Raw genomic sequence first — 21,716 nt, 5'->3', positions numbered from 1 at the left:
CGACAATTCAGATGGCGCTGATTAAGCCACAGGCCAACGGTGCCGGTATTGGAAGAAATTGCCTGCTCAGGCCATTGCAGCCTGCTCAAACACTTCATCGGCCCACTGGTTCAGGCTCTTGCCCGCTGCGCGAGCGGCGATGCTGGCCGCCGCATGCACCTCAGGGCGGATGCGCAACATGACCTTGCCCGAGGCCGGCTTTTCAGGCGCGATACCTTGCTCGGCGCAATCGGCCAGATAGTCTTCCAACGCGCCACGAAATGCCTCGTGCAACTCCGGTACGGAGCTGGCGTGAAAGCTGATGATGTCGCGCATGCCGAGCACGCGGCCGACAAAAATGTCGTCGCGCTCATCAAAGTCGACACGGGCGACGTAGCCCTTGTAACGGATGCAACTCATTTTCCAACTCCTGCCTGCGAAAGAAACTCGCGGGCTTCCTCAATCTGATACCGCTTGGCTTCTTTACCTGGGTGGGGCCGATGGCATCTCCAGGTGAAATTACCAAGCACCAGTTTTACCCTGGACCCTTGCCGCTCCAGCACCTGCCCGCCGAGATGAATCACCAAAGCTTCGATATCGGAAAAGGCCAAAGACGCCGTAGTCGGCGTCCGGAAAATGCTGTCGTAAATCTTGCGGTATCGAGTGTTCATCCAACGATGCTATCAAAATAAGATAGCACCGTTTCCGGTATAACCATTCAAAATTTTTCCGTGCCCGCCAAAACCTGCGCATAACGCTGACGATCAATATTCGCGCCACTGAGCACCACCGCCACGCGCTTGCCTTTCTGGCGCTCACGTTCTTGCAGCAGCGCAGCCAAACCTGCAGCGCCTGCACCTTCAGCGGTGTTGTGAGTCGTCTCGTGGTAAATGCGCATGGCCTCGGCGATCTCGTCATCGGTCACCCGCACGATCCGCGCGGCATGCTGATGGATCAGGGCGAAGGCATCGGGGTGCGGCATCCGGCAGGCCATGCCGTCGGCAAAGGTGTTGGCTGTGGCGGTGGTGACGATGCGGCCCTGTTCGAAACTCTGCGCGTAGGCGTCGGCGGCAGTCGAGACCACGCCGACGATTTCGGTCTTGAGCCCCAGCAGGTTGCGCGCCTGAATCAGCCCGCAGATGCCCGAGCCCATGCCGATCGGCACGTAAACGCAGTCCAGCGCGGCAACCGCATCGAACAGCTCCAGGGCATAGGTCGCGACGCCGCGCACCAGCTCCGGGTGAAACGACGGCACCATCTGGTAGCCCAGCTCATCGGCCAGCCGCGCTGCCTCTTCGCGGGCCAGGTCGAAGTCGGCGCCATGCTCGATCAGCTCGGCGCCCAAGGCCCGCATGGCGGCGTTTTTCTCCCGCGAGTTGCCTTGCGGCACCACGATCACCAACGGGATACCCGCCTGGCGCGCGGCCAACGCCATGCTCTGGCCGTGATTGCCGCGCGTGGCTGTGACCAACCCTTGCGGCGGCTGGCCCTGCGCCAGCAACGAACGCACGTAGACCAGGCCACCGCGCACCTTGAACGCGCCAGTCGGGGCGTGGTTCTCGTGTTTGACCCACACCTCGCAGCCGGCCCGCTCGGCCAGCAGCGGCCAAACATGCTGCGGCGTTGCTGGCAGGTGTTGGTGGACGAAATCAGCGGCTTCGCGCAGTGCGGCCAGGTCGAACATGACGATCCTCCTTCATCGTGTGAGTTGCCCTGATCCTAGGCGCGGGGCATTGTATGGGTAAATCGATATATTGCATGGGTGGCAATTTCATGTGGATCCCGACGCTGACCGCCAGCGATCAGCCGCGCTATCTAGCGCTGGTCGATGCCATCGCCGACGCCATCGAGCGCGGTGAGCTCAAGGTCGGCCAGCGCCTGCCGCCGCAGCGGCGCCTGGCCTGGGCGCTCGGGCTCAACCCCAGCACCACCCAACAGGCCTACCGCGAGGCCGCTGCCCGTCATCTGGTCGCCGGCGCGGTGGGGCGTGGTACCTATGTGCTGGCGGGCAGCAAGGAAGCCACCCTGTTCCGCCTTAAGCGCCACGATGCAGAGCAAGCAGTCATCGACCTTTCGACCAACGTGCCGGTAGTTGATTCGGACAATCGCGACTTGCAGGCCAGCCTGCACAAACTGCTCGAGCTCGAACAGTCGGGCTTGCTCGAGCATTACCTGGGACCTGAGCAACTGCTCGCGGGACGTCTGCACGGGACACGCTGGCTGGCCGGACGCGGCTTGACTCTCGCGACCGACGAACTGCTGCTGTGTGCCGGCGCGCAATATGCGCTGAACTGCGTGTTGCAGTCGGTGTGCGAAGACGGGGAAGCGGTGATGGTCGAGGCGCTGACGGCGCCGGGGATCAAGGCGGCGTGCCGGCAATTGCGTTTGCCAGTGCACGGCGTGGCGCTGGATGAGCACGGCCTGCGCCCGGATGAGCTGGACCGCGTCGCGCGTGCCAGCGGCGCCCGGGTGCTGGTGATCACCCCGACCCTGCACAACCCGACCTCAACCTGCATGGACGCGGCACGCCGCCAGGCCATCGCCGAGGTGGTCAAACGCCATCAGCTGTTGCTGATCGAAGATGATGTGTACGGCGCGCTGACCGAGCAGCCGCCGCTGTACCCCCTGCTTGAGGGTCGCGGGATTCTGGTAACCAGCCTGTCGAAAACGGTTGCCGCCGGCTTGCGCGTGGGTTGGATCGTGGCCCAGCCGGCCCTGCTCGCGCAGATCGAGCCGCACAGCCAGGCGAGTCACTGGTCGGTGTCGCCGCTGGACCTGCACATTGCCTGCCAGTGGATCGCGGACGGTACTGCCGCCCGCCGCTTGGCCTGGAACCGCCAGGAGACCGCCGAGCGCTGGCGACTGGCCCGCAGTGTATTGGGTGCGGCACTGCTGGATGACCAGCAGGCCTCTCCCCACGTGTGGGTAGCGGCACCGGCCGGCGCCGAGGCGCTGGCCGCTGATTGCCGCAGGCGCGGGGTCGAGATCGTCCCCGGCAACGTTTTCGCGATTGGTGTGGATGAGGTCAAGGCAGTGCGCATCAGCCTGTCGGCAGCCACCAGCCGAGCACAGCTCAAGCAAGGTCTGGAGGCCATCCGTCAAGCATTGGCCGAAGCCTGATCAGCTCTGGCTGCAGCCCTCACCCATCGCCCGGTACTGCAGGGTGTGGACCTGACCCTGATGATCCTCGTAGACCATGGTGGCAGGCACTACAGCACAGACATTGGGCAGGGCCGACAGGCTGATCACGCGTTTGATGTCGAGGTTGGTACCGTATTCATATTGCACCGCTACAGGTGGGCTGGACACCGGTTGAACTTCTTTGGCGAAGGCGAACGAGGACACACCGACCAGTGCAAGAATCAGTAGAGCTTTCATGAGATTTGGCCTTGAGGCAATCAAGCTGAGCGATTGACTTCAGTCCGCCGTCATTGGCGCGGAGAAGTTGTCATCGAGTGCATCGATGGCACGAAGTACCGGTCCCGCTTTGTCGTACTGCTGAGGGGATGAGACAATTTTACGCCTGTTACGCAATACTTGAACCCCATGGTAGGACATACAGCCTTGCGCAATATGCAACAGTCTGCGACAACCCGCAGCGCCCGCTACCGCTGAACTGGAACATGCGATGACTGCCCTGACTTACTCGTCCCTCAGCGCACTGGAGCAACGCCTGCTCGATCACTTCTATCGCCAGCAAGGCTCGCGCATGCGCTCGGCCGCCGGTGGCGCGCTGTGGGTAGCGCGTGCGGACGCAATCGTTGCGGGGATGAGCTTGAGCCCGGTAGCCCACGGTCTGTGGCTGACCGGGCTGCTGGTCGCCCCACAGTGGCGTGGCCGTGGCATCGCTGGGCAGTTGATCGAGGCCTCGCTGGCAACTGCATCGGGCCCCGTGTGGCTGTTCTGCCATCCGGAGCTACTGCCGTTCTATCAGCGATTGGGCTTTGGCCCCGCGCATGATCTGCCCGAAGCGCTGAGCATGCGTCTGGCGCGTTATCAACGCAGCAAAAGCCTGATCGCGCTCGCTCGTGATCAGTCGTCGCCGGCGTCCAGCCCCGGGAACAACACCTCGGTGTAGCCAAACCGGGAGAAGTCCTGGATCCGCGAGGGGTACAGGCGACCGATCAAGTGATCACACTCATGCTGCACGACCCGCGCATGGAAACCTTCAGCGACGCGCTCGATCAGGTTGCCCTCAGGGTCGATGCCGCTGTAGCCGATGCGCGAGAAGCGTGGCACCACACCGCGCAAGCCCGGCACCGAAAGACAGCCCTCCCAGCCCTCCTCGGTCTCACTCGACAGCGGCGTGATGACCGGGTTGAGCAGAATGGTCTGCGGCACTGCCTCGGCGTCCGGGTAGCGCTCGCTGTGCTCGAAGCCAAAGATCACCAGCTGCAGGTCGACCCCGATCTGCGGCGCGGCCAGGCCAACGCCACCGACGTGGTGCATGGTCTCGAACATATCGGCGATCAACTGTTGCAGTTCGGCGCTGCCAAGCAGGTGTTCGGGAACAGGCGGGGCGATGCGCAGCAGGCGCTCATCGCCCATCTTCAGAATGTCACGGATCATCAGCGGTTCGGCTCTGGGCTCGGGGGTTCGGTCGCGACCGGACGCTCATGACCCAACACAGACACGGTCTCCTGCGGCTTGTTGCCGTCAAAGTCCTTCTCGCCAGGGTCTTTGCCCTCGGCAGACATGTGCTCGATCACCGCGTTCATCTCGGCGCCGAGCAAGAGTACGGCGGCTGAAATGTAGAAGTACAGCAGCAGTACGATAATTGCCCCGATGCTGCCGTACATGGCGTTGTAGTCGGCGAAGGTCTTGACGTAATAGCCGAAGCCCAACGAGGCGATGATCCACACCACCACTGCCAGCACCGAGCCTGGGGTAATGAACTTGAATTTCTGTTTCACGTCCGGCATGACGTAGTAGATCAACGCCACTGCGACCATCATCAGCACGACGATCGCCGGCCAGCGCACGATCGTCCACAGAGTAACGATGAACTCCTGCATGCCCACCTGCGCAGCAATCCACTCCATCACCTGCGGTCCAAGCACCATCAGCGCCGCCGCAGCCAGGAGCATGCCGGCAATGCCGATGGTGTAGAAGATCGACAGCGGGATGCGCTTCCACACCGGGCGCCCTTCCGGTACGTCGTAAGCGGCGTTCATCGCACTCATCATCAAGCGCACACCGGCCGAGGCGGTCCACAGGGCAATCACGATACCCACCGAAAGCAGGCCACCCTTGGATTGTTGCAGCTGGTCGATCACCGGATTGACCTGTTCCAGTGCCTGCGGCGGCAGCACCAGCTCGGACTGCAAGCGCAGCCACGAGAAGAAGTCCGGCAGGTGCAGGAAACCGATCAGGGCAATCAGGAACAGCAGGAACGGGAACAGCGAAAACAGCATCTGGTAGGCCAGAGCCGACGCGTAGGTGGACATCTCGTCATCGAGAAACTCACTGACGGTGCGCACCAGCACACGGTGCAGGGGAAGGCCCTGCAGGGCGTTAAAAATCATAGCGTCTCCTTTCGCCGCTCGATCATCTTGGCTGCCGGCCGACAATGCGACAGGCCTTATGGTATGCATGCAAGTCTAATAGACCACGCCAGGCGCGTTGCTGTTCATTGCTCATCAAAGCCAATTGGGGCCGCTCTGCGGCCCTTCGCGGCGGTCCGGCGTCCCGGCAAGCCCACTCCCACAGGATCGCGTACAGTCTGACTCCAGCACTGTACCTGTGGGAGCGGGCTTGCCGGGACGCCGGACCGCCGCGAAGGGCTGCAGAGCAGCCCCAAAATCAGCATTCAAACCTTAACTTAGCGGCATCAACCCTCGGGTAGCCGTTTTCCTAAGTAATCAGCGCTTATGGCTTTTTCACAGCGTCTTTGACTTCGCCAACTTTCTGCTGTGCTTCGCCTTTGACTTCCTGCGCCTTGCCTTCTGCGCGCAGCTTGTCGTTGTCGGTTACCTTGCCAACACCTTGCTTGATGTTACCTACCGCTTCGTTGGCCAAGCCTTTCGCTTTGTCTTTGGTGCCACTCATGGGGAAGTTCCTTTTAGGCAAAGACGCGAGATAACCGCGTCGACATACGAATCGACCGGTGGCGTTTGCCCAGAGTTTCATTTTTTTCTCGATCATTGCCTTGCGCGCCAAACCATCAGGCGCTGAAACATCGGCAAACAGCCGCCCTTTGCAGGCAGCCGGGTAAAACGACAACAGCTTGTGCAGGCCTTGCTCGCCTGACCGCCACCCCGCACAATGTCAGGTCATCTCAAGCGTCAACCCGCAGGAACCTGCATGAAACTCGACAAACCCGCCGCCATCGCCCGGCGCAACCAAGCGCTGGCACGGCCGGTGCTGACCAGTGACAACTGCCTGTTTGCCATTCTCGACCCCAAGCGCAACCTGTGGTGGTTCGACATCCCGATGCGGCTGCTGGTCAAAGGCCAGCCCGATTGGGTCAACCTGCTGCTGCACAGCCCGGAGTCAGACGAGCTGCAGCACCTGAAAGTGCCGATCAACTACCTGCGTGCGCACCAGGAGCAACTGGAAGTGCGCAACGCCGGCAAGCGCCGTTCGACCATTAGCCTGGCCCTCAGCGCTGACCGCGATTCGCTGCTGCGCGACACCCGGCCGGGTGGCGAGCAGCTGGACTTTCGCACCTTCGTGCAGGACTGATCAGACCCGCTCGATGCGATCGTCAAGGATGACGATACGGCCGGCCTTGAACAACGCGCCAATGGCTTTCTTGAAGTTGCCCTTGCTGACGTTGAACAGGCTGCTGATCACCTGCGGATCACTCTTGTCACACACTGCCAGAGTGCCACCGGCGGCTTCCAGCTTGGCCATGATCTGCTCTTGCAGGCCATCGGCCAGGGCCTGACCAACCGGCTGCAGGCTCAGGGCGATCTTGCCGTCCTGGCGCACTTCCTTGATGAAGCCCTTCTCGTGCATGCCCGAACGCAGGAACTTGAATATCTCGTTCTTGTGAATCAGGCCCCAATGACGGTTGTTGATGATCGCCTTGAAGCCAAGGTCGGTTTCATCGGCTACCAGCAATTCGACCGGCTGGCCTGCGGTATACGCGGCCGGGGTCAGGTCGAGGTAGCGGTCCAGCCGCGCGGTGGCGGTGATGCGGCGGGTGCGTTTGTCCAGGTAAACGTGGACAACACAGTAATCGCCGATCTTCAGCGAGCGCTTCTCTTCCGAGTAGGGCATCAGCAAGTCTTTGCTCAGGCCCCAGTCGAGGAAGATACCAGCGCCGTTGATATCTTTTACCTTCAAGCTGGCGAACTCGCCGACCTGCACCTTGGGCTTCTCGGTGGTGGCGATCAGCTGGTCTTCGCTGTCCAGATAGATGAACACGTTGAGCCAGTCATCGAGCTCGGTGGGCGTATCCTTGGGGATGTAACGCCGCGGCAGGAGGATTTCGCCGTCGGCGCCGCCATCCAGGTACAGGCCGAATTCGACGTGCTTGACGATTTGCAAACTGTTGTAACGCCCAAGTAGAGCCATTTCCGATGTTCCTCAAGACAAGGCGGCTATTCTACACCTGAACCCGCCGCCTCGCCCGACCGCTGGTTCGACTGAACTGCCAACACGCCGCTGCGTCTATTGCTGGCACGCTCTTGCAAGGATTCGCTCATGCCTGTCTGCCTGACCAACGCCCTGCGCTTCAGCCTTGTCGCCCTGCTCTGCACCGCCAGCCTGCTCGGTTGCAGTCGCATCGACCTTGCCTATCGCAACCTCGACACGCTGGTGCCGTGGTCGCTGGGCGATTACCTGGACATGAACCGCGAGCAGAAAAACTGGCTCGACCAGCGTTTGCAGGCGCACCTGGCCTGGCACTGCACCACGCAGTTGCCCGGTTACCTCGACTGGCTCGACCGCATGCGTGCGATGGTCGCCGAGGATCAAGTCACCGATCAGGCCTTGCAGCAGCGCACCGCAGAGGCCCGCGAGGCGATTGCCCGGGTCACCGAAGCGATCACCCCCTCCGCCGTCGAACTGCTGCGCGGCATGGATGATCAGCAGGTCGAAGAGATGCGTCAGGCATTCGCCGATGACATCCGCGAGCGCCAGCGCACCTACGTCGACACGCCGCTGGCCAAGCAGATCAGCAAGCGCGCCGAACGCATGGAAAAACGCATCAAGCCCTGGCTCGGCGAGCTCAACGCCGCCCAGCGCCTGCGCGTGCAAACTTGGTCGCAAGCCTTGGGCGACCAGAACCGCCAGTGGATCGCCAACCGCGCGCATTGGCAGCAACAGTTGCTGCTGGCCATGCAGCAACGGGCCACGCCCAGCTTCGAACCGCGGGTCGCGCAGTTGCTGCAGCACAAGGAGAGCTTGTGGACGCAGGACTACCGCAAGGCGTTCAACAACACCGAACTGCAGGCGCGCAGCCTGCTGGTCGACCTGATCAAGGACAGCACACCCGCTCAGCGTCAGTTCCTGCAAGAGCGCCTGAGCAAGGTGCGCACCAGCTTCAGTGAACTGAAATGCCTCAAGGGCTGACGATCACGCGCGCGGCTGGCGTCGATAAGGGAACACATCGATGACTTTGCCGCCGGCGATGGCCGTCTGCAGCCCTTTCCAGTAATCGGCGTCGTATAGCTCGCCGTGCAGCTTGCTGAACAGGCGGCGTTGGCCGATATCGGCGAACAGGAACGGCGGGAATTCTTCCGGGAACACGTCATGGATGCCGATCGAATACCACGGCTCACCTGACATCTCGTCTTCGGGATAACGCGGCGGCGGGATATGGCGAAAGTTGACCTCATCGAGAAAGCAGATCTCGTCGTAATCGTAAAACACCACTCGCCCATGGCGGGTCACGCCGAAGTTCTTCAGCAACATGTCACCGGGGAAGATATTGGCCGCCGCCAGTTGCTTGATCGCCAGGCCGTAATCTTCCAACGCTTCCAGGGCCTGGGCGTCGCTGGCCTGCTCCAGATACAGATTCAGCGGTGTCATCCGCCGTTCGGTCCAGCAGTGACGGATCAGCACCGTATCGCCCTCCATCACCACAGTGGACGGGGCCACTTCCAGCAACTCGGCAAGGCACGCTGCGTCGAACTTTTCCCGCGGGAAGCGAAAGTCAGCAAACTCCTGGGTATCGGCCATGCGCCCGACACGATCGACGCTTTTTACCAAGCGGTATTTGTCGATCACCGTGGCGCGGTCGACTGTTTTTGACGGTGCGAAACGGTCCTTGATGATCTTGAACACCGTGGTGAAGCCCGGCAGGGTAAACACGCTCATGACCATGCCGCGCACACCTGGCGCCATGACAAAGCGGTCGTCGCTGCTGGCCAGATGATTGATCAGCGCCCGATAGAACTCCGACTTGCCATGCTTGTAGAAGCCTATCGAGGTATACAGCTCGGCAACATGTTTGCCGGGCAGAATACGCTTGAGAAAGCTGACGAACTCCGCTGGCGCCGGCACATCCACCATGAAATAGGAACGGGTGAAAGAGAAGATGATCGACACCTCGGCTTCGTCGGTGATCACCGCATCCGCCTCGAGGCCATGACCTTCGCGGTGCAGCAGTGGGATCACCAGTGGCCACTGCTCATCCCGGGTGTATAAACGGCCTACCAGATAGGCACCCTTGTTGCGATACAGCACCGGCGCAAACAGCTCCAGTGCGAGGCTCGGGTCCTTGCACACCCAGTCGGGCAAGCTGCTGCGCAGTTGCTGTTCAAGGCGGCTGACATCGCTGGGCAAGTCCGCATAGTCAACACTGAATCGGTAAACGGCGAACACCCGGTACAACAACCCGCTCAAGCTGCCGTTGGCTTGATAAATGCGCGTCTGTGCAGCGCGCTGATGGTCGCGCAGGGCCGGCCGGGTGGTGTGGATAAACATGCAGCTGTCGCTGATCAGGTCATGACTGAACAAGCTGCAGAACAGCGAGTTGTACCAGGTCTCGGCCAGCTCATCGTCCAGCCGCGGGTTGATGAGCCCAATGTATGCGCTTTTGACCAACGGCCATTGTGCGACATCGAGCAATACCGCCTCGGCAAATCCTTCGCGCAGCCAGCCGTTGACCTCGACGACCTTCTCTTCATACAAACTGATCCGCGCTGCAGCCGCCCGCTGGCTGTCGTGCCAGTCAGCGCGCTCGAATCGCTCGCGCGCCCCCAGGGTTATCTGCCGGAAGTGCTCGCGGTAGTCATCGAAGCCATCGAGTACCCTGCGGGCGATTTCGCTGGCCGGCCAGTGCTGGGACATATCGATGCCTCTGCAGGGTTCAAGCGCTCAGCTTAGTTGTGCAGCAAGAAAGGACAAGAACCTGCCCAGCGCACTCACGTACACTCCCACCCTGCCCTGATTCTGGAGACCCCCGTGAGCCCCATCGCCCTCGCCCGCCTGTTGACCCTTGCCGCTGTCTGGGGGGCCAGTTTCCTGTTCATGCGCATCATCGCCCCGGAGCTCGGCACCGTGCCGACAGCGTTCTTCCGGGTCTCGATCGCGTGCCTGGGCTTGATCGTGATCCTGGCCGTGGCGCGGGTGCCATGGCAGTTTAACGGCAAGCTCGGCGCCTGCCTGCTGCTGGGCATGATCAACTCGGGCATCCCGGCGACGTTCTACTCGGTAGCGGCGCAGGTGCTGCCTGCGGGTTACTCGGCGATCTTCAACGCGACCACGCCGCTGATGGGCGTGCTGATCGGCGCGCTGTTCTTCCATGAGCCGATGACCGTCAGCAAGCTGGCGGGGATCTTCCTTGGCCTGCTCGGCGTCGGCATCCTCAGCGGCGCCGGCCCGGTGGCTCTGGACCTGGCCCTGGTGCAAGGCGCGCTGGCGTGCCTGGCCGCGACCACCTGCTACGGCTTTGCCGGCTACCTGGCGCGGCGCTGGATCAGCGGCCTGGATAGCCGCCTGTCGGCCCTGGGCAGCATGCTCGGCGCAACCTTGCTGTTGAGCCCGCTGTTCGCCTGGAGCGCCCTCAGCCAGCCCCCTGCCAGCTGGGGCGGCTGGCAGGTATGGTTGTCGTTGCTCGGGCTGGGCCTGCTGTGCACGGCGTTCGCCTACATCCTGTACTTCCGCCTGCTGGCCGAAATCGGCCCGGTCAAGGCCAGTACGGTGACCTTCCTGATTCCGGTGTTCGGCGTACTGTGGGGCGCCTGGCTGCTGGATGAGTCGCTGTCGATGGGCCACCTGTACGGCGGGCTGCTGATCGGCGTCGCGCTGTGGCTGGTACTCAGGCCTGCACCGCGCGCGCTGGCGCAGGCGCGTTCATGAGCACGGAGCACTCGCCGGTGTTCAAAAAGGTTTTGTTCCGCCTGGAGCAGGATGCGCAAGGCTACCCACCGGCTTCGGTGGAAGGCCTGTGGGCGCAGCAGACAGAGGCTGGCTACCTGATCGACAGCATCCCGTTCTACGCCTACGGCATCGCCCCCGGCGACCTGATCAGTGTCAGCCAAGCTGATGGCGAGGCGTGGTTTGCGGCGTTGAGCAAGAGTGGCGGCGCCAGCGTGTTTCGCGTGCTGGTCAAGTTGACGGGTGCGTTGGAGCAGGTCCGCGCAGCGCTGAGCGAGTTCGGTTGCCCCAGCGAAGTGGAGCAGGCAGTGAAGATGCTGGCGGTGCAGGTGCCGCCAAAGCAGTCGCTCGACACCTTGCTCTATTACCTGCTGACCCAGCGCGAAGCTGGAACGTTGGAGTTCGAGGAAGGCGTGTTACGCCACGCCATCCCCGAAGAGTTTCGCTGAGTCAGAACAACCAGCGATAAAGCAGGTAGGCCACCAGTACGGCCAGGATTGGCCGCAGAATGCGGTAGGCCTTGGGGTTGGCGCGCTTGAACTGCTTGACCCGGGTGCTGAGCTTGTTGCTGAAACGCTTGCTCCAGGCATAGGCCTGGTTGATCCCGCCGACACGCTCGTCATCGGTGTTCTGCGGTGCAGTAGCACGGCCGAGGAAGGCACTGACCTTGCGGTTGAGGCGGGTCATCAACGGGCTGGTCAGCGGCCGCTCGATGTCGCAGAACAGGATCACCCGAGTAACGTCGGTCTCGTTCTTGACCCAGTGCACGAAGGTCTCGTCGAACATCACGTCTTCCCCGTCACGCCAGGCATACGGCTCGCCATCGACGTAGATGCGGCACTTGTCGGAGTTGGGTGTGGACAGGCCGAGGTGATAGCGCAGCGAACCGGCGAACGGGTCGCGGTGCGGGTTCAGGTGGCTGCCACCCGGCAGCAAGGCAAACATCGCGCCCTTGACGCTGGGGATGCTGCTGACCAACTCGACGGTCTTCGGGCACAGCGCCTCGGCCGACGGCAGTGGTTTGTCGTACCACTTCAGGTAAAAGCGCTTCCAGCCCTTCTTGAAGAACGAGCCAAAGCCTGCGTCGTTGTCTTTTTCGGCGGCGCGGATATAGCCCTCGTCGAACAGGCGCATGGCCTCTTCACGGATCACCGGCCAGTTGTCCTTGAGCACATCCAGCTCAGGGAAGCGTTGACGGTCCAGATACGGCTTGGACGGCACGCCGGAGAACAGGTACATCAGGCTGTTGTAGGGGGCGAACAGCGCCGAGTGGTTGACGAACTGGCGCAGCACGGGCAAGCGCGCCTTGCCGCGCAAATGGACGTACAGCACGCTGCCGAAGAACACCAGCAGGACACCCGCCTTGGCGACGAAGGAAAAGCTCATGCAACACTCCTTGGAGTAGGAAATCAGGCCATCACTTGCAGATAGCCGAACATCATAAACCCATCCGCCCGTGGTAAAAACATCTGGCGCCGGATAGCAATGTTGAAGATTTTGTAATAAAGGCTTTCTGGGGGTATTGCGCGGGGTCAGCGAAACGCGCGTAAGGCTTGAGATAGCTAGGGCCGCTGCGCGGCCCTATCGCGACACAAGGCCGCTCCTACAGCGACCGCGCAAGCAGGTCATACGCGGTCTGTGTAGGAGCGGCCTTGTGTCGCGATAGGGGCGCAAAGCGCCCCCAGCTATCTCCCAGACGCCAAAAAAAGCCCAGACCCTACTGCTGGTTTTCCTGCTCGGTGAACAGGTCAGAGAAAAGCATGCTCGACAGATAGCGCTCACCCGAGTCAGGCAGGATCACCACGATGGTCTTGCCGGCCATCTCCGGTTTTTCAGCCAGACGCACGGCCGCCGCCATCGCTGCACCACAAGAGATACCGCAGAGAATGCCCTCCTCCTGCATCAGGCGCAGGGCCATGGCCTTGGCTTCGTCATCGCTGACAGTCTCGACCTGGTCGACCATCGACAGATCAAGGTTTTTCGGGATGAACCCGGCGCCAATACCCTGAATCTTGTGCGGGCTGGGCTTGAGCTCCTGCCCGGCCAGCGCCTGAGTGATCAGGGGCGAGGCCACCGGCTCGACCGCAACTGACAGGATCGGCTTGCCCTGGGTGTGTTTGATGTAACGGGAAATCCCGGTGATGGTGCCGCCGGTGCCGACACCTGCAACCAGCACGTCAACCGCGCCATCGGTGTCGTTCCAGATTTCCGGGCCGGTGGTTTTTTCATGGATAGCCGGGTTGGCCGGGTTGTCGAACTGGCCAGGCTGGAAATACATCTGCGGGTCCGAAGCAACGATTTCGTTGGCCTTGTCGATGGCGCCTTTCATGCCCAGCGCAGGCTCGGTCAGCACCAGCTCGGCGCCCAGCGCCTTGAGCACCTTGCGCCGCTCAAGGCTCATCGACGCGGGCATGGTCAGCAGCAGCTTGTAGCCACGGGCGGCGGCGACGAACGCCAGGCCGATACCGGTGTTGCCCGAAGTCGGCTCGACCAGGGTCATGCCCGGCTTGAGTTTGCCACTGCCTTCGGCGTCCCAGACCATGTTCGCGCCGATCCGGCATTTGACCGAGTAGCCGGGGTTGCGCCCCTCGATCTTGGCCAGGATGGTCACCCCGCGCGGGGCGATGCGGTTGATCTGCACCAGCGGCGTGTTGCCGATGGAATGGGCGTTGTCTGCGTAGATACGGCTCATTGGCAGGGTCCTTAACCGAGCGGGGAAAGCCTCAAGGGTAAGCTTGCCCGCCAGCAGCGTAAAGCCCGTTCGAACTCCCCGGCGATGCCTGCGGTCAACCGCTCAACCTGCTTTGGAGAGCCCTCATGACAGCCCGCTATCGCCGGCCACTGGTCGCCCTGGTCAGCCTGCTCGTGATACTGCTTTGTGTGCACCTGGCCCTGCCCTACCTGATGCGCGACTACCTCAACGAAAAACTGGCCGACATGGGCGACTACCGCGGCCAGATCAGCGACGTCGACCTGGCGTGGTGGCGCGGCGCCTACCAGATCAACGGCCTGAAGATTGTCAAGACCACTGGCAAGGTGCCGGTGCCGTTCGTCGATGCGCCAAAAATCGATTTTTCGGTGAGCTGGCATTCCTTGTGGTACGACCATGCGGTGGTGGCCGAAGTGACCTTCCTGCGCCCAGAGCTTAACTTCGTCGACGGTGGCAACAAGCAAAACTCGCAGACCGGTCAAGGCACCGACTGGCGCCAACAGCTGGAAAAACTGCTGCCGATCACACTTAACGAAGTACGCATCGATGACGGCACACTGACCTTCCGTAACTTCAACTCCAAGCCGCCGGTAACGCTCAAGGCCACGCAGTTGCAGGCGAGCATTCGTAACCTGACCAATGTGCGCGATGCCGAGGGCCGGCGCGACGCCAGCTTCGAAGGCACCGCGCGCCTGCTCGGCGATGCCAAGGTCGAAAGCAAGGCAACCTTTGATCCATTCAGCGACTTCGATGATTTCGAGTTCCGCCTGCGCGCCACTGGCATTGAATTGCGCAAGATGAATGACTTCGCCAGTGCCTATGGCAAGTTCGATTTCAACGCTGGCAACGGCGACGTGGTGATCGAGGCTCAGGCCGAGAAAGGTCGACTCAAGGGCTACATCAAACCCTTGCTGCGCAATGTGGAGGTATTCAACTGGCAGCAAGACGTCGAGAATAAAGACAAAAGCTTTTTCCGTTCGATCTGGGAAGCAGTCGTCGGCGCCACTGAAACGGTGCTGAAAAACCAGCCGGAAAATCAGTTCGCCACCCGCGTCGAGCTCAGCGGCAGTGTGCATCAGCAGAACATCAACGGCTTCGAGGCGTTTCTGCAGATTCTGCGCAATGGCTTCATCCAGGCGTTCAGTGCGCGCTATGAAAGGCCCGCGCCTGACACTGAATGAACGGCGGCACGACGCACCATTCAGAGACTGAATACCCGGTCTGCGTTTGCAGCTGCCCAGGTGCGGCGTATAGTCCAGTACACATTTAGATAGCCTTGCCTGGGCCGGCCCAGACACTTGCAGAGGATTGGTTGATGAAGTTCGAAGGCACCCGCGACTACGTCGCCACCGATGATCTGAAACTGGCGGTCAACGCGGCAGTTACCCTCGAACGCCCGCTGCTGATTAAGGGCGAGCCCGGCACCGGCAAGACCATGCTCGCCGAACAACTGGCGGCATCGTTTGGCGCCAAGCTGATCACCTGGCACATCAAATCCACCACCAAAGCCCATCAAGGCCTTTACGAGTACGATGCGGTCAGCCGCCTGCGTGACTCGCAGCTGGGTGTGGACAAGGTTCACGATGTGCGCAATTACCTTAAAAAGGGCAAGTTGTGGGAAGCCTTCGAGGCTGATGAGCGGGTCATTCTGCTGATCGACGAGATCGACAAGGCCGACATTGAATTCCCCAATGACCTGCTGCAAGAACTCGACAAGATGGAGTTCTACGTCTACGAAATCGACGAGACGATCAAGGCCAAGCAGCGCCCGATCATCATCATTACCTCCAACAATGAGAAAGAGCTGCCGGATGCATTTTTGCGCCGTTGCTTCTTCCACTACATCGCCTTCCCTGATCGCGACACCCTGCAGAAGATCGTCGATGTGCACTACCCGAACATCAAGCAGTCGCTGGTCAGCGAGGCGCTGGATGTGTTCTTCGATGTGCGCAAGGTGCCGGGCCTGAAGAAAAAACCCTCGACCTCCGAGCTGGTCGACTGGCTCAAGCTGCTGATGGCCGACAACATCGGCGAAGCGGTCTTGCGCGAGCGTGATCCGACCAAGGCCATCCCGCCGCTGGCCGGCGCCTTGGTCAAGAACGAGCAGGACGTGCAGTTGCTCGAGCGCCTGGCGTTCATGAGCCGGCGCGGTAATCGCTGACAGGAGCCGGTCATGCTGCTCAACCTGTTCAACGAAATGCGCGCGGCCAAGGTGCCGGTGTCGGTACGTGAACTGCTCGACCTGCTCAATGCCCTGCAGCAGCGGGTGGTGTTCGCCGATATGGACGAGTTCTACTTTCTGGCGCGGACCATTCTGGTCAAGGATGAACGCCACTTCGACAAGTTCGACCGGGCTTTTTCAGCGTACTTCCAGGGCCTGGAAAACCTCGACCGGCACCTTGAAGCGCTGATTCCTGAAGACTGGCTGCGCAAGGAGTTCGAGCGTTCGCTGACCGACGAGGAGCGCGCGCAGATCCAGTCGCTGGGCGGCCTGGACAAGCTCATCGAAGAATTCAAGAAACGCCTCGAAGAGCAGAAAAAACGCCATGCCGGTGGCAACAAGTGGATCGGCACCGGTGGCACCAGCCCGTTCGGCTCAGGCGGCTACAACCCTGAAGGCATTCGCGTTGGCGACGCCGGCGAGCGCCGCGGCAAGGCGGTCAAGGTCTGGGAGCAGCGCGAATACAAAAACCTCGATGATCAGGTCGAGCTGGGTACGCGCAACATCAAGCTGGCCCTGCGCCGCCTGCGCAAGTTCGCGCGCCAGGGCGCCGCCGAAGAGCTCGACATCGACGGCACCATCGACCACACCGCCCGCGACGCCGGCCTGCTTAATATCCAGATGCGCCCGGAGCGGCGTAATACGGTGAAACTGCTGTTGCTGTTCGACATCGGCGGCTCGATGGATGCCCACGTGCGCATTTGCGAGGAATTGTTTTCGGCGTGCAAGACCGAGTTCAAGCACCTGGAGTATTACTATTTCCACAACTGCGTGTACGAGTCGGTGTGGAAGAACAACCTGCGGCGCAATGCCGAGCGCTTCAACACGTTCGACCTGCTGCACAAGTACGGCGATGACTACAAGGTGGTGTTCGTCGGCGACGCGGCCATGGCGCCTTATGAAATTACCCAGCCCGGCGGCAGCGTCGAGCACTGGAACGAGGAAGCCGGGTATGTCTGGGTGCGGCGGATCAAGGAGAAATTCAAGAAGGTGGTGTGGATCAATCCATATCCCAAGCAGGCCTGGGAGCACACCACGTCGACCCACCTGATCCGCGAACTGATCGAAGACAAGATGTACCCGCTGACCTTGCAAGGCTTGGAGGACGCCATGAAGTACTTGGCCAAATAGCCCCGCGGTTCAGATCAGCTCCAGCGCTGCAGGTACGCTTGCTGTTCCTGCCACGCCATCTCCTGCAGCACCGCCCTGAAGCGCACCTGGCCCCCCGGCAGGCACTGGGCCAACTGCGCCAGCGCCAAGGGCGTCAATGCACCCAGACGCGGGTAGCCGCCAATGGTCTGCCGGTCGTTCAACAACACGATCGGTTGGCCATCGGGTGGCACCTGCACCGCGCCCAGTGGAATCCCCTCCGATATCATCGGCTCGCCTTGGTAGACCAGTTGCGGCCCGAGCAGGCGCATGCCCATGCGGTCAGCGCGGCTGTCCAGGGTCCAGTCTCGGTTGAACGCCTCGAACAGGCTAGTGCCGCTGAACTGTCCCAGTTGTGCACCCATGACCAGATCCAGCACTGGCTTGGCGGCGTACACCGGCCGTGATTGTGCCGGCACCTCGCGCTCGGCCGGCAGGCCCTCGGCGCATGCCAGCAACTGCCCCTTGGCCAACGCCGAACCGTGGCCATCAAGCCCGCCCAGCTGTTCGCGCACAACCGTGGCGCAACTGCCCAGCACCGCCTCGGCCTGAAAACCACCCAGTGCAGCCAGATAAGCGCGAGCACTCTGCAGAGGCTGGGTAAAGCTCAGGCGCTGGCCCACACGCAGATGAAAACTGCGCCAGGGCTTGAGCGGCTGGCCATCGATTCGTGCATCCAGATCAGCGCCCGCCAAGGCCAGGCAGCAGTCACGCTGGGCCAGCACGCTGAAGCCACCCAAGGGGACTTCCACCGCCGGCGCCTGCAAGGCGTTACCCAGCAGCCAGTTGGCCCAGTGCAGCGCCACCCAATCCAGCGCCCCGCCCTGGGTCACGCCGAGCTGGCGCACGCCAAAGCGCCCGCCATCCTGCAGCTGACACAGCGGCGTGCTGGCCTCGATCAACAGACTCATGCCTGGCCCTCCAGCGGGCTGTCGTCGCCACCCAGGCTGATGAATTCGGCGTGGTCCACCGCGATGAAACGCACACGATCTCCCGGCTGCAACAAGCTGTAGCCCTCGCGGTCGCGGTCAAACAAGCGTACTGGTGTGCGCCCGATCAGGTTCCAGCCGCCCGGCGACACTGCCGGGTAGGCCGCCGTCTGGCGCTCGGCAATGCCGACGCTGCCTGCGGCCACGCGCTTGCGCGGGGTGCTCAGCCGTGGTGTGGCCAGGCGTTCGTCGACCAGCCCCATGAAACCGAAACCCGGGGCAAAGCCAAGGGCGAACACCGGGTATTCGCGCTCACTGTGCAGACGCACCACCTCAGCCTCGGACAGCCCGCTGCGCGCGGCCAGCACTGGCAATTCGGGGCCGACGCTGGAGTCATACCACACGGCGATTTCGTGCCTGCGCCCCGCCGCGCCTGCATCCGGCTGCAGATTTTGCAGGGCTTCGATAATACGCCCTCGCGCCGCAGTCGGTGACTGCCGAAACTGCACCATCACGGTGGTATAGGACGGCACCAGGTCGACCAGATCGGCGCCCAAGGCACTGCTCAGGCGCTGGCTGGCCGCGAGGATCCACGGCATGTTGGCTTCATCGATGCGGTCGAACAGGCGCACCATCAGGCTGTCGATGGCCACCGCCTCGAGGCGCAGGTTCATGGCTGCACCAGCGCATCCAGGGCCTCGCGAATCTGCCGCACCGCCGCCAGCGAGCTGTCGTTGTCGCCGTGCACGCACAAGGTGCTGGCGTTCAGTTGCAGCGCGCTGCCATCGTCTGCCCGCAATGCCTCGCCACGGGCCAGGCGCAGCGCCTGTTCGATGATCAACGCAGGTTCGTGGTGCACCGCCCCTGGCAGGCGCCGCGACAGCAAGTGGCCGCTGGCCGTGTAGGCACGGTCGGCAAATGCTTCGAACCACAAGGTGACACCCATTTCCTCGCCCATCTGCTGCGCCGCACGGTCATCCGCAGTGGCCATCAGCATCAGTGGCAGCCTGCTGTCGTAGGCCGCTACAGCTTCGAGCACGGCACGCAGCTTGACTGGGTCAGCCATCATGTCGTTGTACAGCGCGCCGTGCGGTTTGACATACGCCACGCGCCCGCCCTGCACCTTGCAGATGCCATCCAGTGCACCGATCTGGTAGTGCAGCAGATCGCGGATTTCTTCATTGCTGCAGGCCATCGAGCGCCGACCAAAGCCGACCAGATCCGGATAGGCCGGGTGCGCGCCGATGGTCACCCCATGCTGCAGGGCCAGGGCCACGGTGCGGCGCATGATGCTCGGGTCGCCCGCGTGGTAGCCGCAGGCGATATTGGCGCAGTCGATGTAGGGCATGACCTCGGCATCCAGGCCCATGCGCCAGATGCCGTAACTTTCACCCATGTCGCAGTTGAGAAGCAGGGTTTGCATCTGGCGGACTCCCGAGTCGAGTTGAACAGGGTATGACACATAGCGCCGGGGCAAGCAGCCAGCCTACCGCCGATGGATTGCAAGGTCTGCTGGAAATTGAAATTGGCTTGAGTACGTCGGGGCTGCGCAGCGGCCCCCAGCATTGGTGGCAGGAATCCGCTTACCGCCAGCTTTCCTTGACCACCTTGCGCCGCCCGCCAAGGATCACCCAGCCGAGCAGCACCAGCATGCTCTCGACCACGAACGCCAGCACAAAGCCTGCGCTCAGGCCCCAGCCGATGGCTTCGGGCACCAGCAGAATCTGGTAGCTGTAGCTGTTCAAGGTCTCTTCACGCAATTGCGGGTCAGCCTGCGCCAGCACGTGCCAGCTCTGGCTCAACCACGAGCCCTGCATGGCCTGCCACTCGCGTTCCAACAACTGGTTGCGGATCAGCAGACTCTCGATGCTGTTGGCATCGCTGATAAAGACCGGATCTTCGCTGGTGCGGTAATGCTGCAGCAGTGCCTGCAGGTCGCCTTTGAAGAAGCGCTGGGCGGTGTCCTGGAAGCCGGACAACGCCTCGCGTGACTCCATCACCCGGGCCTCGACGCGCTGGCCGTAGTCCTTGACGAGACCGGGGACCTGAATGCCCGCCAGCAGGCCGCAGGTGAACAACAGCAACCGCAGATAACTTCTGAACATGCCGCGTCCTTAGCTTTGCCCGTGGGCGATACATTCGCCATGCCGCCACAAGGCCCATTGGCCGGGCTCGTAGCGGTTCCAGGTTTCGTTCTCGGTCAGGGCCTCGGTGGCGATCACCGTGACCACATCATTGGGCGTGGTTTCGGCCTGAAAGTCGACGATCATGTCGACGTCCTTGAGCCGGGCCGGGCCAAACGGCGCGCGGCGGGTAATGTGCACCAGCTTGGTCGAGCAAAAGCAGAACAGCCAGTCGCCGTTGCTCAGCAGGCAGTTGAACACGCCCTTGCTGCGGTGCTCGGCGCAGGCCTCGACCAGCACCGGCAGCAGTTGCTCGACCTCGACCGGCTCGGGGAAGGCATCGCGCACGCGGTTGAGCAGGTCGCAGAAGGCCGCTTCGCTGTCGGTATCGCCAACCGGCCAGTAGAAGGTGCGCTGGCCACTGAATTGCGGCAACTGGCCGTTGTGCGCGAAGCACCAGTTATGCCCCCACAACTCACGTACGAACGGGTGGGTGTTGCTCAGGCAGACCTTGCCGACGTTGGCCTGGCGGATATGGCCGATAACCACTTCGCTCTTGATCGGGTAGCGCTGCACCAGCTTGGCGACTTCCGACTCGCTGCTCGCTGCTGGGTCCTGAAACACGCGCAGGCCGCGCCCTTCGTAAAAGCCGATGCCCCAGCCATCGCGGTGCGGCCCGGTGCGACCGCCGCGCTGCATCAGCCCGGAAAAACTGAAAACGATATCAGTAGGGACGTTGGCACTCATGCCGAGCAATTCGCACATGCCTTGCAGCTCCCCTCAGAGACGTGGCTCGACCCGGCCACGGCCAGGCGCGGCCGGTGCCGGCGGATCATTGCGATAACGGTCGTTACGATCGGCGGCAACCGGCGCCTCGACCAGCACTTCGCTGTCTTCTGCGGCTTGGCGCTTGGCAGCCGCTTCGGCTTGCTCGCGGCGCTCACGGGCGCGTTTTTCCAGCGGCCAGCGCAACAGCACGAACAACAGATACAAGGCAAAGGCGATCATGCCGTACATGGCCAGATCGGACGCCGCGCGCCAGGCGTTGTTGCCAACCTTGAAGGCGATATCCAGCGCGCTGATGGCAATGGCCGGGGCGAAGCTTTCCTTGACTGGGTCGACAATCGTCGGCGTCAGCAGCAGCACTGCAACCAGCACCCGCAGCGGTTCACGCAACCAGCGCCACATCCAGCCAGTCAGCTTGAAGGTCACCAGCAGGCAGCCGATGGCGGCCACCGCGTATAGGCCCCAGGCAAGGGTATAGTCGTTCTCGGTCATGGTGTTCGTGCAAGCCAGGCGAAGAGATGCCTATGATAAACACTTTTAGGCACAGG

26 protein-coding genes are annotated in these 21,716 nt (G+C 62.1%); 9 read left to right on the top strand and 17 right to left on the bottom strand.

All coding sequences use genetic code 11. From position 1 onward, the window contains the following. Window positions 1-66: 66 nt before the first annotated feature. Genes ACQZ2L_RS05200 through ACQZ2L_RS05190 form a run of 3 tightly spaced genes read right to left on the bottom strand, consistent with a single transcriptional unit; the run spans window position 67 to window position 1,663 of the window. Window positions 67-399, bottom strand: a complete 333-nt coding sequence (locus tag ACQZ2L_RS05200; RefSeq protein WP_430324972.1) for a type II toxin-antitoxin system HicB family antitoxin — start codon at window positions 397-399, stop codon at window positions 67-69. Further along, window positions 396-650: a type II toxin-antitoxin system HicA family toxin gene (locus tag ACQZ2L_RS05195; RefSeq protein WP_430324970.1), complete on the bottom strand. Its 255-nt coding sequence runs from the start codon at window positions 648-650 to the stop codon at window positions 396-398. The genes ACQZ2L_RS05200 and ACQZ2L_RS05195 overlap by 4 nt, the downstream gene beginning before the upstream one ends. A 47-nt stretch (window positions 651-697) precedes the next feature. After that, window positions 698-1,663, bottom strand: coding sequence for a threonine dehydratase (locus tag ACQZ2L_RS05190; RefSeq protein ID WP_430324968.1), 966 nt, complete (start codon window positions 1,661-1,663; stop codon window positions 698-700). An 89-nt stretch (window positions 1,664-1,752) separates the two neighbouring features. Between ACQZ2L_RS05190 and ACQZ2L_RS05185 the strand changes: the two genes are divergently transcribed. Beyond that, the gene (locus ACQZ2L_RS05185) at window positions 1,753-3,099 is read left to right on the top strand and encodes a PLP-dependent aminotransferase family protein (RefSeq protein WP_430325162.1); all 1,347 of its coding nucleotides are present in this window, start codon (window positions 1,753-1,755) and stop codon (window positions 3,097-3,099) included. On the opposite strand, the gene ACQZ2L_RS05180 is transcribed toward ACQZ2L_RS05185, so the two are convergent. Further along, the gene (locus tag ACQZ2L_RS05180; RefSeq protein WP_430324966.1) at window positions 3,100-3,357 is read right to left on the bottom strand and encodes a DUF2790 domain-containing protein; all 258 of its coding nucleotides are present in this window, start codon (window positions 3,355-3,357) and stop codon (window positions 3,100-3,102) included. A gap of 250 nt (window positions 3,358-3,607) precedes the next feature. On the opposite strand from ACQZ2L_RS05180, the gene ACQZ2L_RS05175 reads away from it, so the two are divergent. Further along, a complete protein-coding gene (locus tag ACQZ2L_RS05175) occupies window positions 3,608-4,057 on the top strand; it encodes a GNAT family N-acetyltransferase (RefSeq protein WP_430324964.1) in 450 nt (149 codons plus the stop codon). On the opposite strand, the gene def is transcribed toward ACQZ2L_RS05175, so the two are convergent. From def to ACQZ2L_RS05160, 3 genes are all read right to left on the bottom strand, one after another. Then, window positions 4,012-4,548 (bottom strand): peptide deformylase, encoded by a 537-nt coding sequence (gene def / locus ACQZ2L_RS05170; protein WP_430324962.1) that lies wholly within the window; start codon window positions 4,546-4,548, stop codon window positions 4,012-4,014. The genes ACQZ2L_RS05175 and def overlap by 46 nt on opposite strands. Next, on the bottom strand, window positions 4,548-5,504 hold the full coding sequence (locus ACQZ2L_RS05165) for a YihY/virulence factor BrkB family protein (RefSeq protein ID WP_430324960.1): 957 nt from the start codon (window positions 5,502-5,504) through the stop codon (window positions 4,548-4,550). The genes def and ACQZ2L_RS05165 overlap by 1 nt, the downstream gene beginning before the upstream one ends. Window positions 5,505-5,847: 343 nt before the next feature. Next, window positions 5,848-6,027 carry a CsbD family protein gene (locus ACQZ2L_RS05160; protein ID WP_314876024.1) on the bottom strand — a complete coding sequence of 60 codons (180 nt, stop codon included), beginning with the start codon at window positions 6,025-6,027 and terminating at the stop codon, window positions 5,848-5,850. 255 nt (window positions 6,028-6,282) lie between these two features. Here ACQZ2L_RS05160 and ACQZ2L_RS05155 point away from each other — a divergent pair, with 255 nt between their 5' ends. Then, window positions 6,283-6,663, top strand: a complete 381-nt coding sequence (locus ACQZ2L_RS05155) for a hypothetical protein (RefSeq protein WP_150571494.1) — start codon at window positions 6,283-6,285, stop codon at window positions 6,661-6,663. Here ACQZ2L_RS05155 and ACQZ2L_RS05150 read toward each other — a convergent pair whose 3' ends face one another. Then, window positions 6,664-7,500, bottom strand: a complete 837-nt coding sequence (locus ACQZ2L_RS05150) for a CvfB family protein (protein ID WP_430324958.1) — start codon at window positions 7,498-7,500, stop codon at window positions 6,664-6,666. 129 nt (window positions 7,501-7,629) lie between these two features. Here ACQZ2L_RS05150 and ACQZ2L_RS05145 point away from each other — a divergent pair, with 129 nt between their 5' ends. Beyond that, complete coding sequence (locus ACQZ2L_RS05145; RefSeq protein ID WP_430324956.1) at window positions 7,630-8,499, top strand: DUF6279 family lipoprotein; 870 nt, start codon at window positions 7,630-7,632, stop codon at window positions 8,497-8,499. Between the two features lie 3 nt (window positions 8,500-8,502). On the opposite strand, the gene aceK is transcribed toward ACQZ2L_RS05145, so the two are convergent. Then, window positions 8,503-10,221 carry a bifunctional isocitrate dehydrogenase kinase/phosphatase gene (gene aceK / locus ACQZ2L_RS05140; RefSeq protein WP_430324954.1) on the bottom strand — a complete coding sequence of 573 codons (1,719 nt, stop codon included), beginning with the start codon at window positions 10,219-10,221 and terminating at the stop codon, window positions 8,503-8,505. A gap of 114 nt (window positions 10,222-10,335) precedes the next feature. Between aceK and ACQZ2L_RS05135 the strand changes: the two genes are divergently transcribed. Then, entirely contained in the window at window positions 10,336-11,232 is an 897-nt protein-coding gene (locus ACQZ2L_RS05135) for a DMT family transporter (RefSeq protein WP_430324952.1), read from the top strand. Next, window positions 11,229-11,699: a DUF4265 domain-containing protein gene (locus ACQZ2L_RS05130; RefSeq protein WP_430324950.1), complete on the top strand. Its 471-nt coding sequence runs from the start codon at window positions 11,229-11,231 to the stop codon at window positions 11,697-11,699. Before ACQZ2L_RS05135 ends, ACQZ2L_RS05130 begins: the two co-directional genes overlap by 4 nt. Window position 11,700: 1 nt before the next feature. Here the strand turns inward: ACQZ2L_RS05130 and ACQZ2L_RS05125 are convergent, their stop codons facing one another. Beyond that, window positions 11,701-12,636: an aspartyl/asparaginyl beta-hydroxylase domain-containing protein gene (locus ACQZ2L_RS05125; protein WP_430324948.1), complete on the bottom strand. Its 936-nt coding sequence runs from the start codon at window positions 12,634-12,636 to the stop codon at window positions 11,701-11,703. 331 nt (window positions 12,637-12,967) lie between these two features. After that, window positions 12,968-13,942, bottom strand: coding sequence for a cysteine synthase A (gene cysK, locus ACQZ2L_RS05120; protein ID WP_430324946.1), 975 nt, complete (start codon window positions 13,940-13,942; stop codon window positions 12,968-12,970). Window positions 13,943-14,067: 125 nt separating this feature from the next. Here cysK and ACQZ2L_RS05115 point away from each other — a divergent pair, with 125 nt between their 5' ends. From ACQZ2L_RS05115 to ACQZ2L_RS05105, 3 genes are all read left to right on the top strand, one after another. Then, on the top strand, window positions 14,068-15,141 hold the full coding sequence (locus ACQZ2L_RS05115; RefSeq protein ID WP_430324944.1) for a DUF748 domain-containing protein: 1,074 nt from the start codon (window positions 14,068-14,070) through the stop codon (window positions 15,139-15,141). A 134-nt stretch (window positions 15,142-15,275) separates the two neighbouring features. Further along, a complete protein-coding gene (locus ACQZ2L_RS05110; protein WP_430324942.1) occupies window positions 15,276-16,121 on the top strand; it encodes an AAA family ATPase in 846 nt (281 codons plus the stop codon). A 12-nt stretch (window positions 16,122-16,133) separates the two neighbouring features. Then, entirely contained in the window at window positions 16,134-17,312 is a 1,179-nt protein-coding gene (locus ACQZ2L_RS05105; RefSeq protein WP_430324940.1) for a vWA domain-containing protein, read from the top strand. Window positions 17,313-17,326: 14 nt separating this feature from the next. Here ACQZ2L_RS05105 and ACQZ2L_RS05100 read toward each other — a convergent pair whose 3' ends face one another. From ACQZ2L_RS05100 to ACQZ2L_RS05075, 6 genes are all read right to left on the bottom strand, one after another. Then, complete coding sequence (locus ACQZ2L_RS05100) at window positions 17,327-18,241, bottom strand: biotin-dependent carboxyltransferase family protein (RefSeq protein ID WP_430324938.1); 915 nt, start codon at window positions 18,239-18,241, stop codon at window positions 17,327-17,329. Continuing rightward, window positions 18,238-18,933 (bottom strand): 5-oxoprolinase subunit PxpB, encoded by a 696-nt coding sequence (gene pxpB, locus ACQZ2L_RS05095; protein WP_430324936.1) that lies wholly within the window; start codon window positions 18,931-18,933, stop codon window positions 18,238-18,240. The genes ACQZ2L_RS05100 and pxpB overlap by 4 nt, the downstream gene beginning before the upstream one ends. Continuing rightward, window positions 18,930-19,682 (bottom strand): 5-oxoprolinase subunit PxpA, encoded by a 753-nt coding sequence (locus ACQZ2L_RS05090; protein ID WP_430324934.1) that lies wholly within the window; start codon window positions 19,680-19,682, stop codon window positions 18,930-18,932. Before ACQZ2L_RS05090 ends, pxpB begins: the two co-directional genes overlap by 4 nt. Before the next feature lie 160 nt (window positions 19,683-19,842). Beyond that, the gene (locus ACQZ2L_RS05085; protein WP_430324932.1) at window positions 19,843-20,364 is read right to left on the bottom strand and encodes a DUF2937 family protein; all 522 of its coding nucleotides are present in this window, start codon (window positions 20,362-20,364) and stop codon (window positions 19,843-19,845) included. A 9-nt stretch (window positions 20,365-20,373) separates the two neighbouring features. Further along, window positions 20,374-21,147: a class II glutamine amidotransferase gene (locus ACQZ2L_RS05080; RefSeq protein WP_430324930.1), complete on the bottom strand. Its 774-nt coding sequence runs from the start codon at window positions 21,145-21,147 to the stop codon at window positions 20,374-20,376. Between the two features lie 15 nt (window positions 21,148-21,162). Further along, on the bottom strand, window positions 21,163-21,660 hold the full coding sequence (locus ACQZ2L_RS05075) for an MFS transporter (protein WP_430324928.1): 498 nt from the start codon (window positions 21,658-21,660) through the stop codon (window positions 21,163-21,165). Between the last annotated feature and the right edge of the window lie 56 nt (window positions 21,661-21,716).

The sequence above is a fragment of the Pseudomonas shirazensis genome, assembly GCF_050496565.1.
Lineage (GTDB): Bacteria > Pseudomonadota > Gammaproteobacteria > Pseudomonadales > Pseudomonadaceae > Aquipseudomonas > Aquipseudomonas shirazensis_A.
This window is presented reverse-complemented; position numbering and strand designations above follow the sequence as displayed.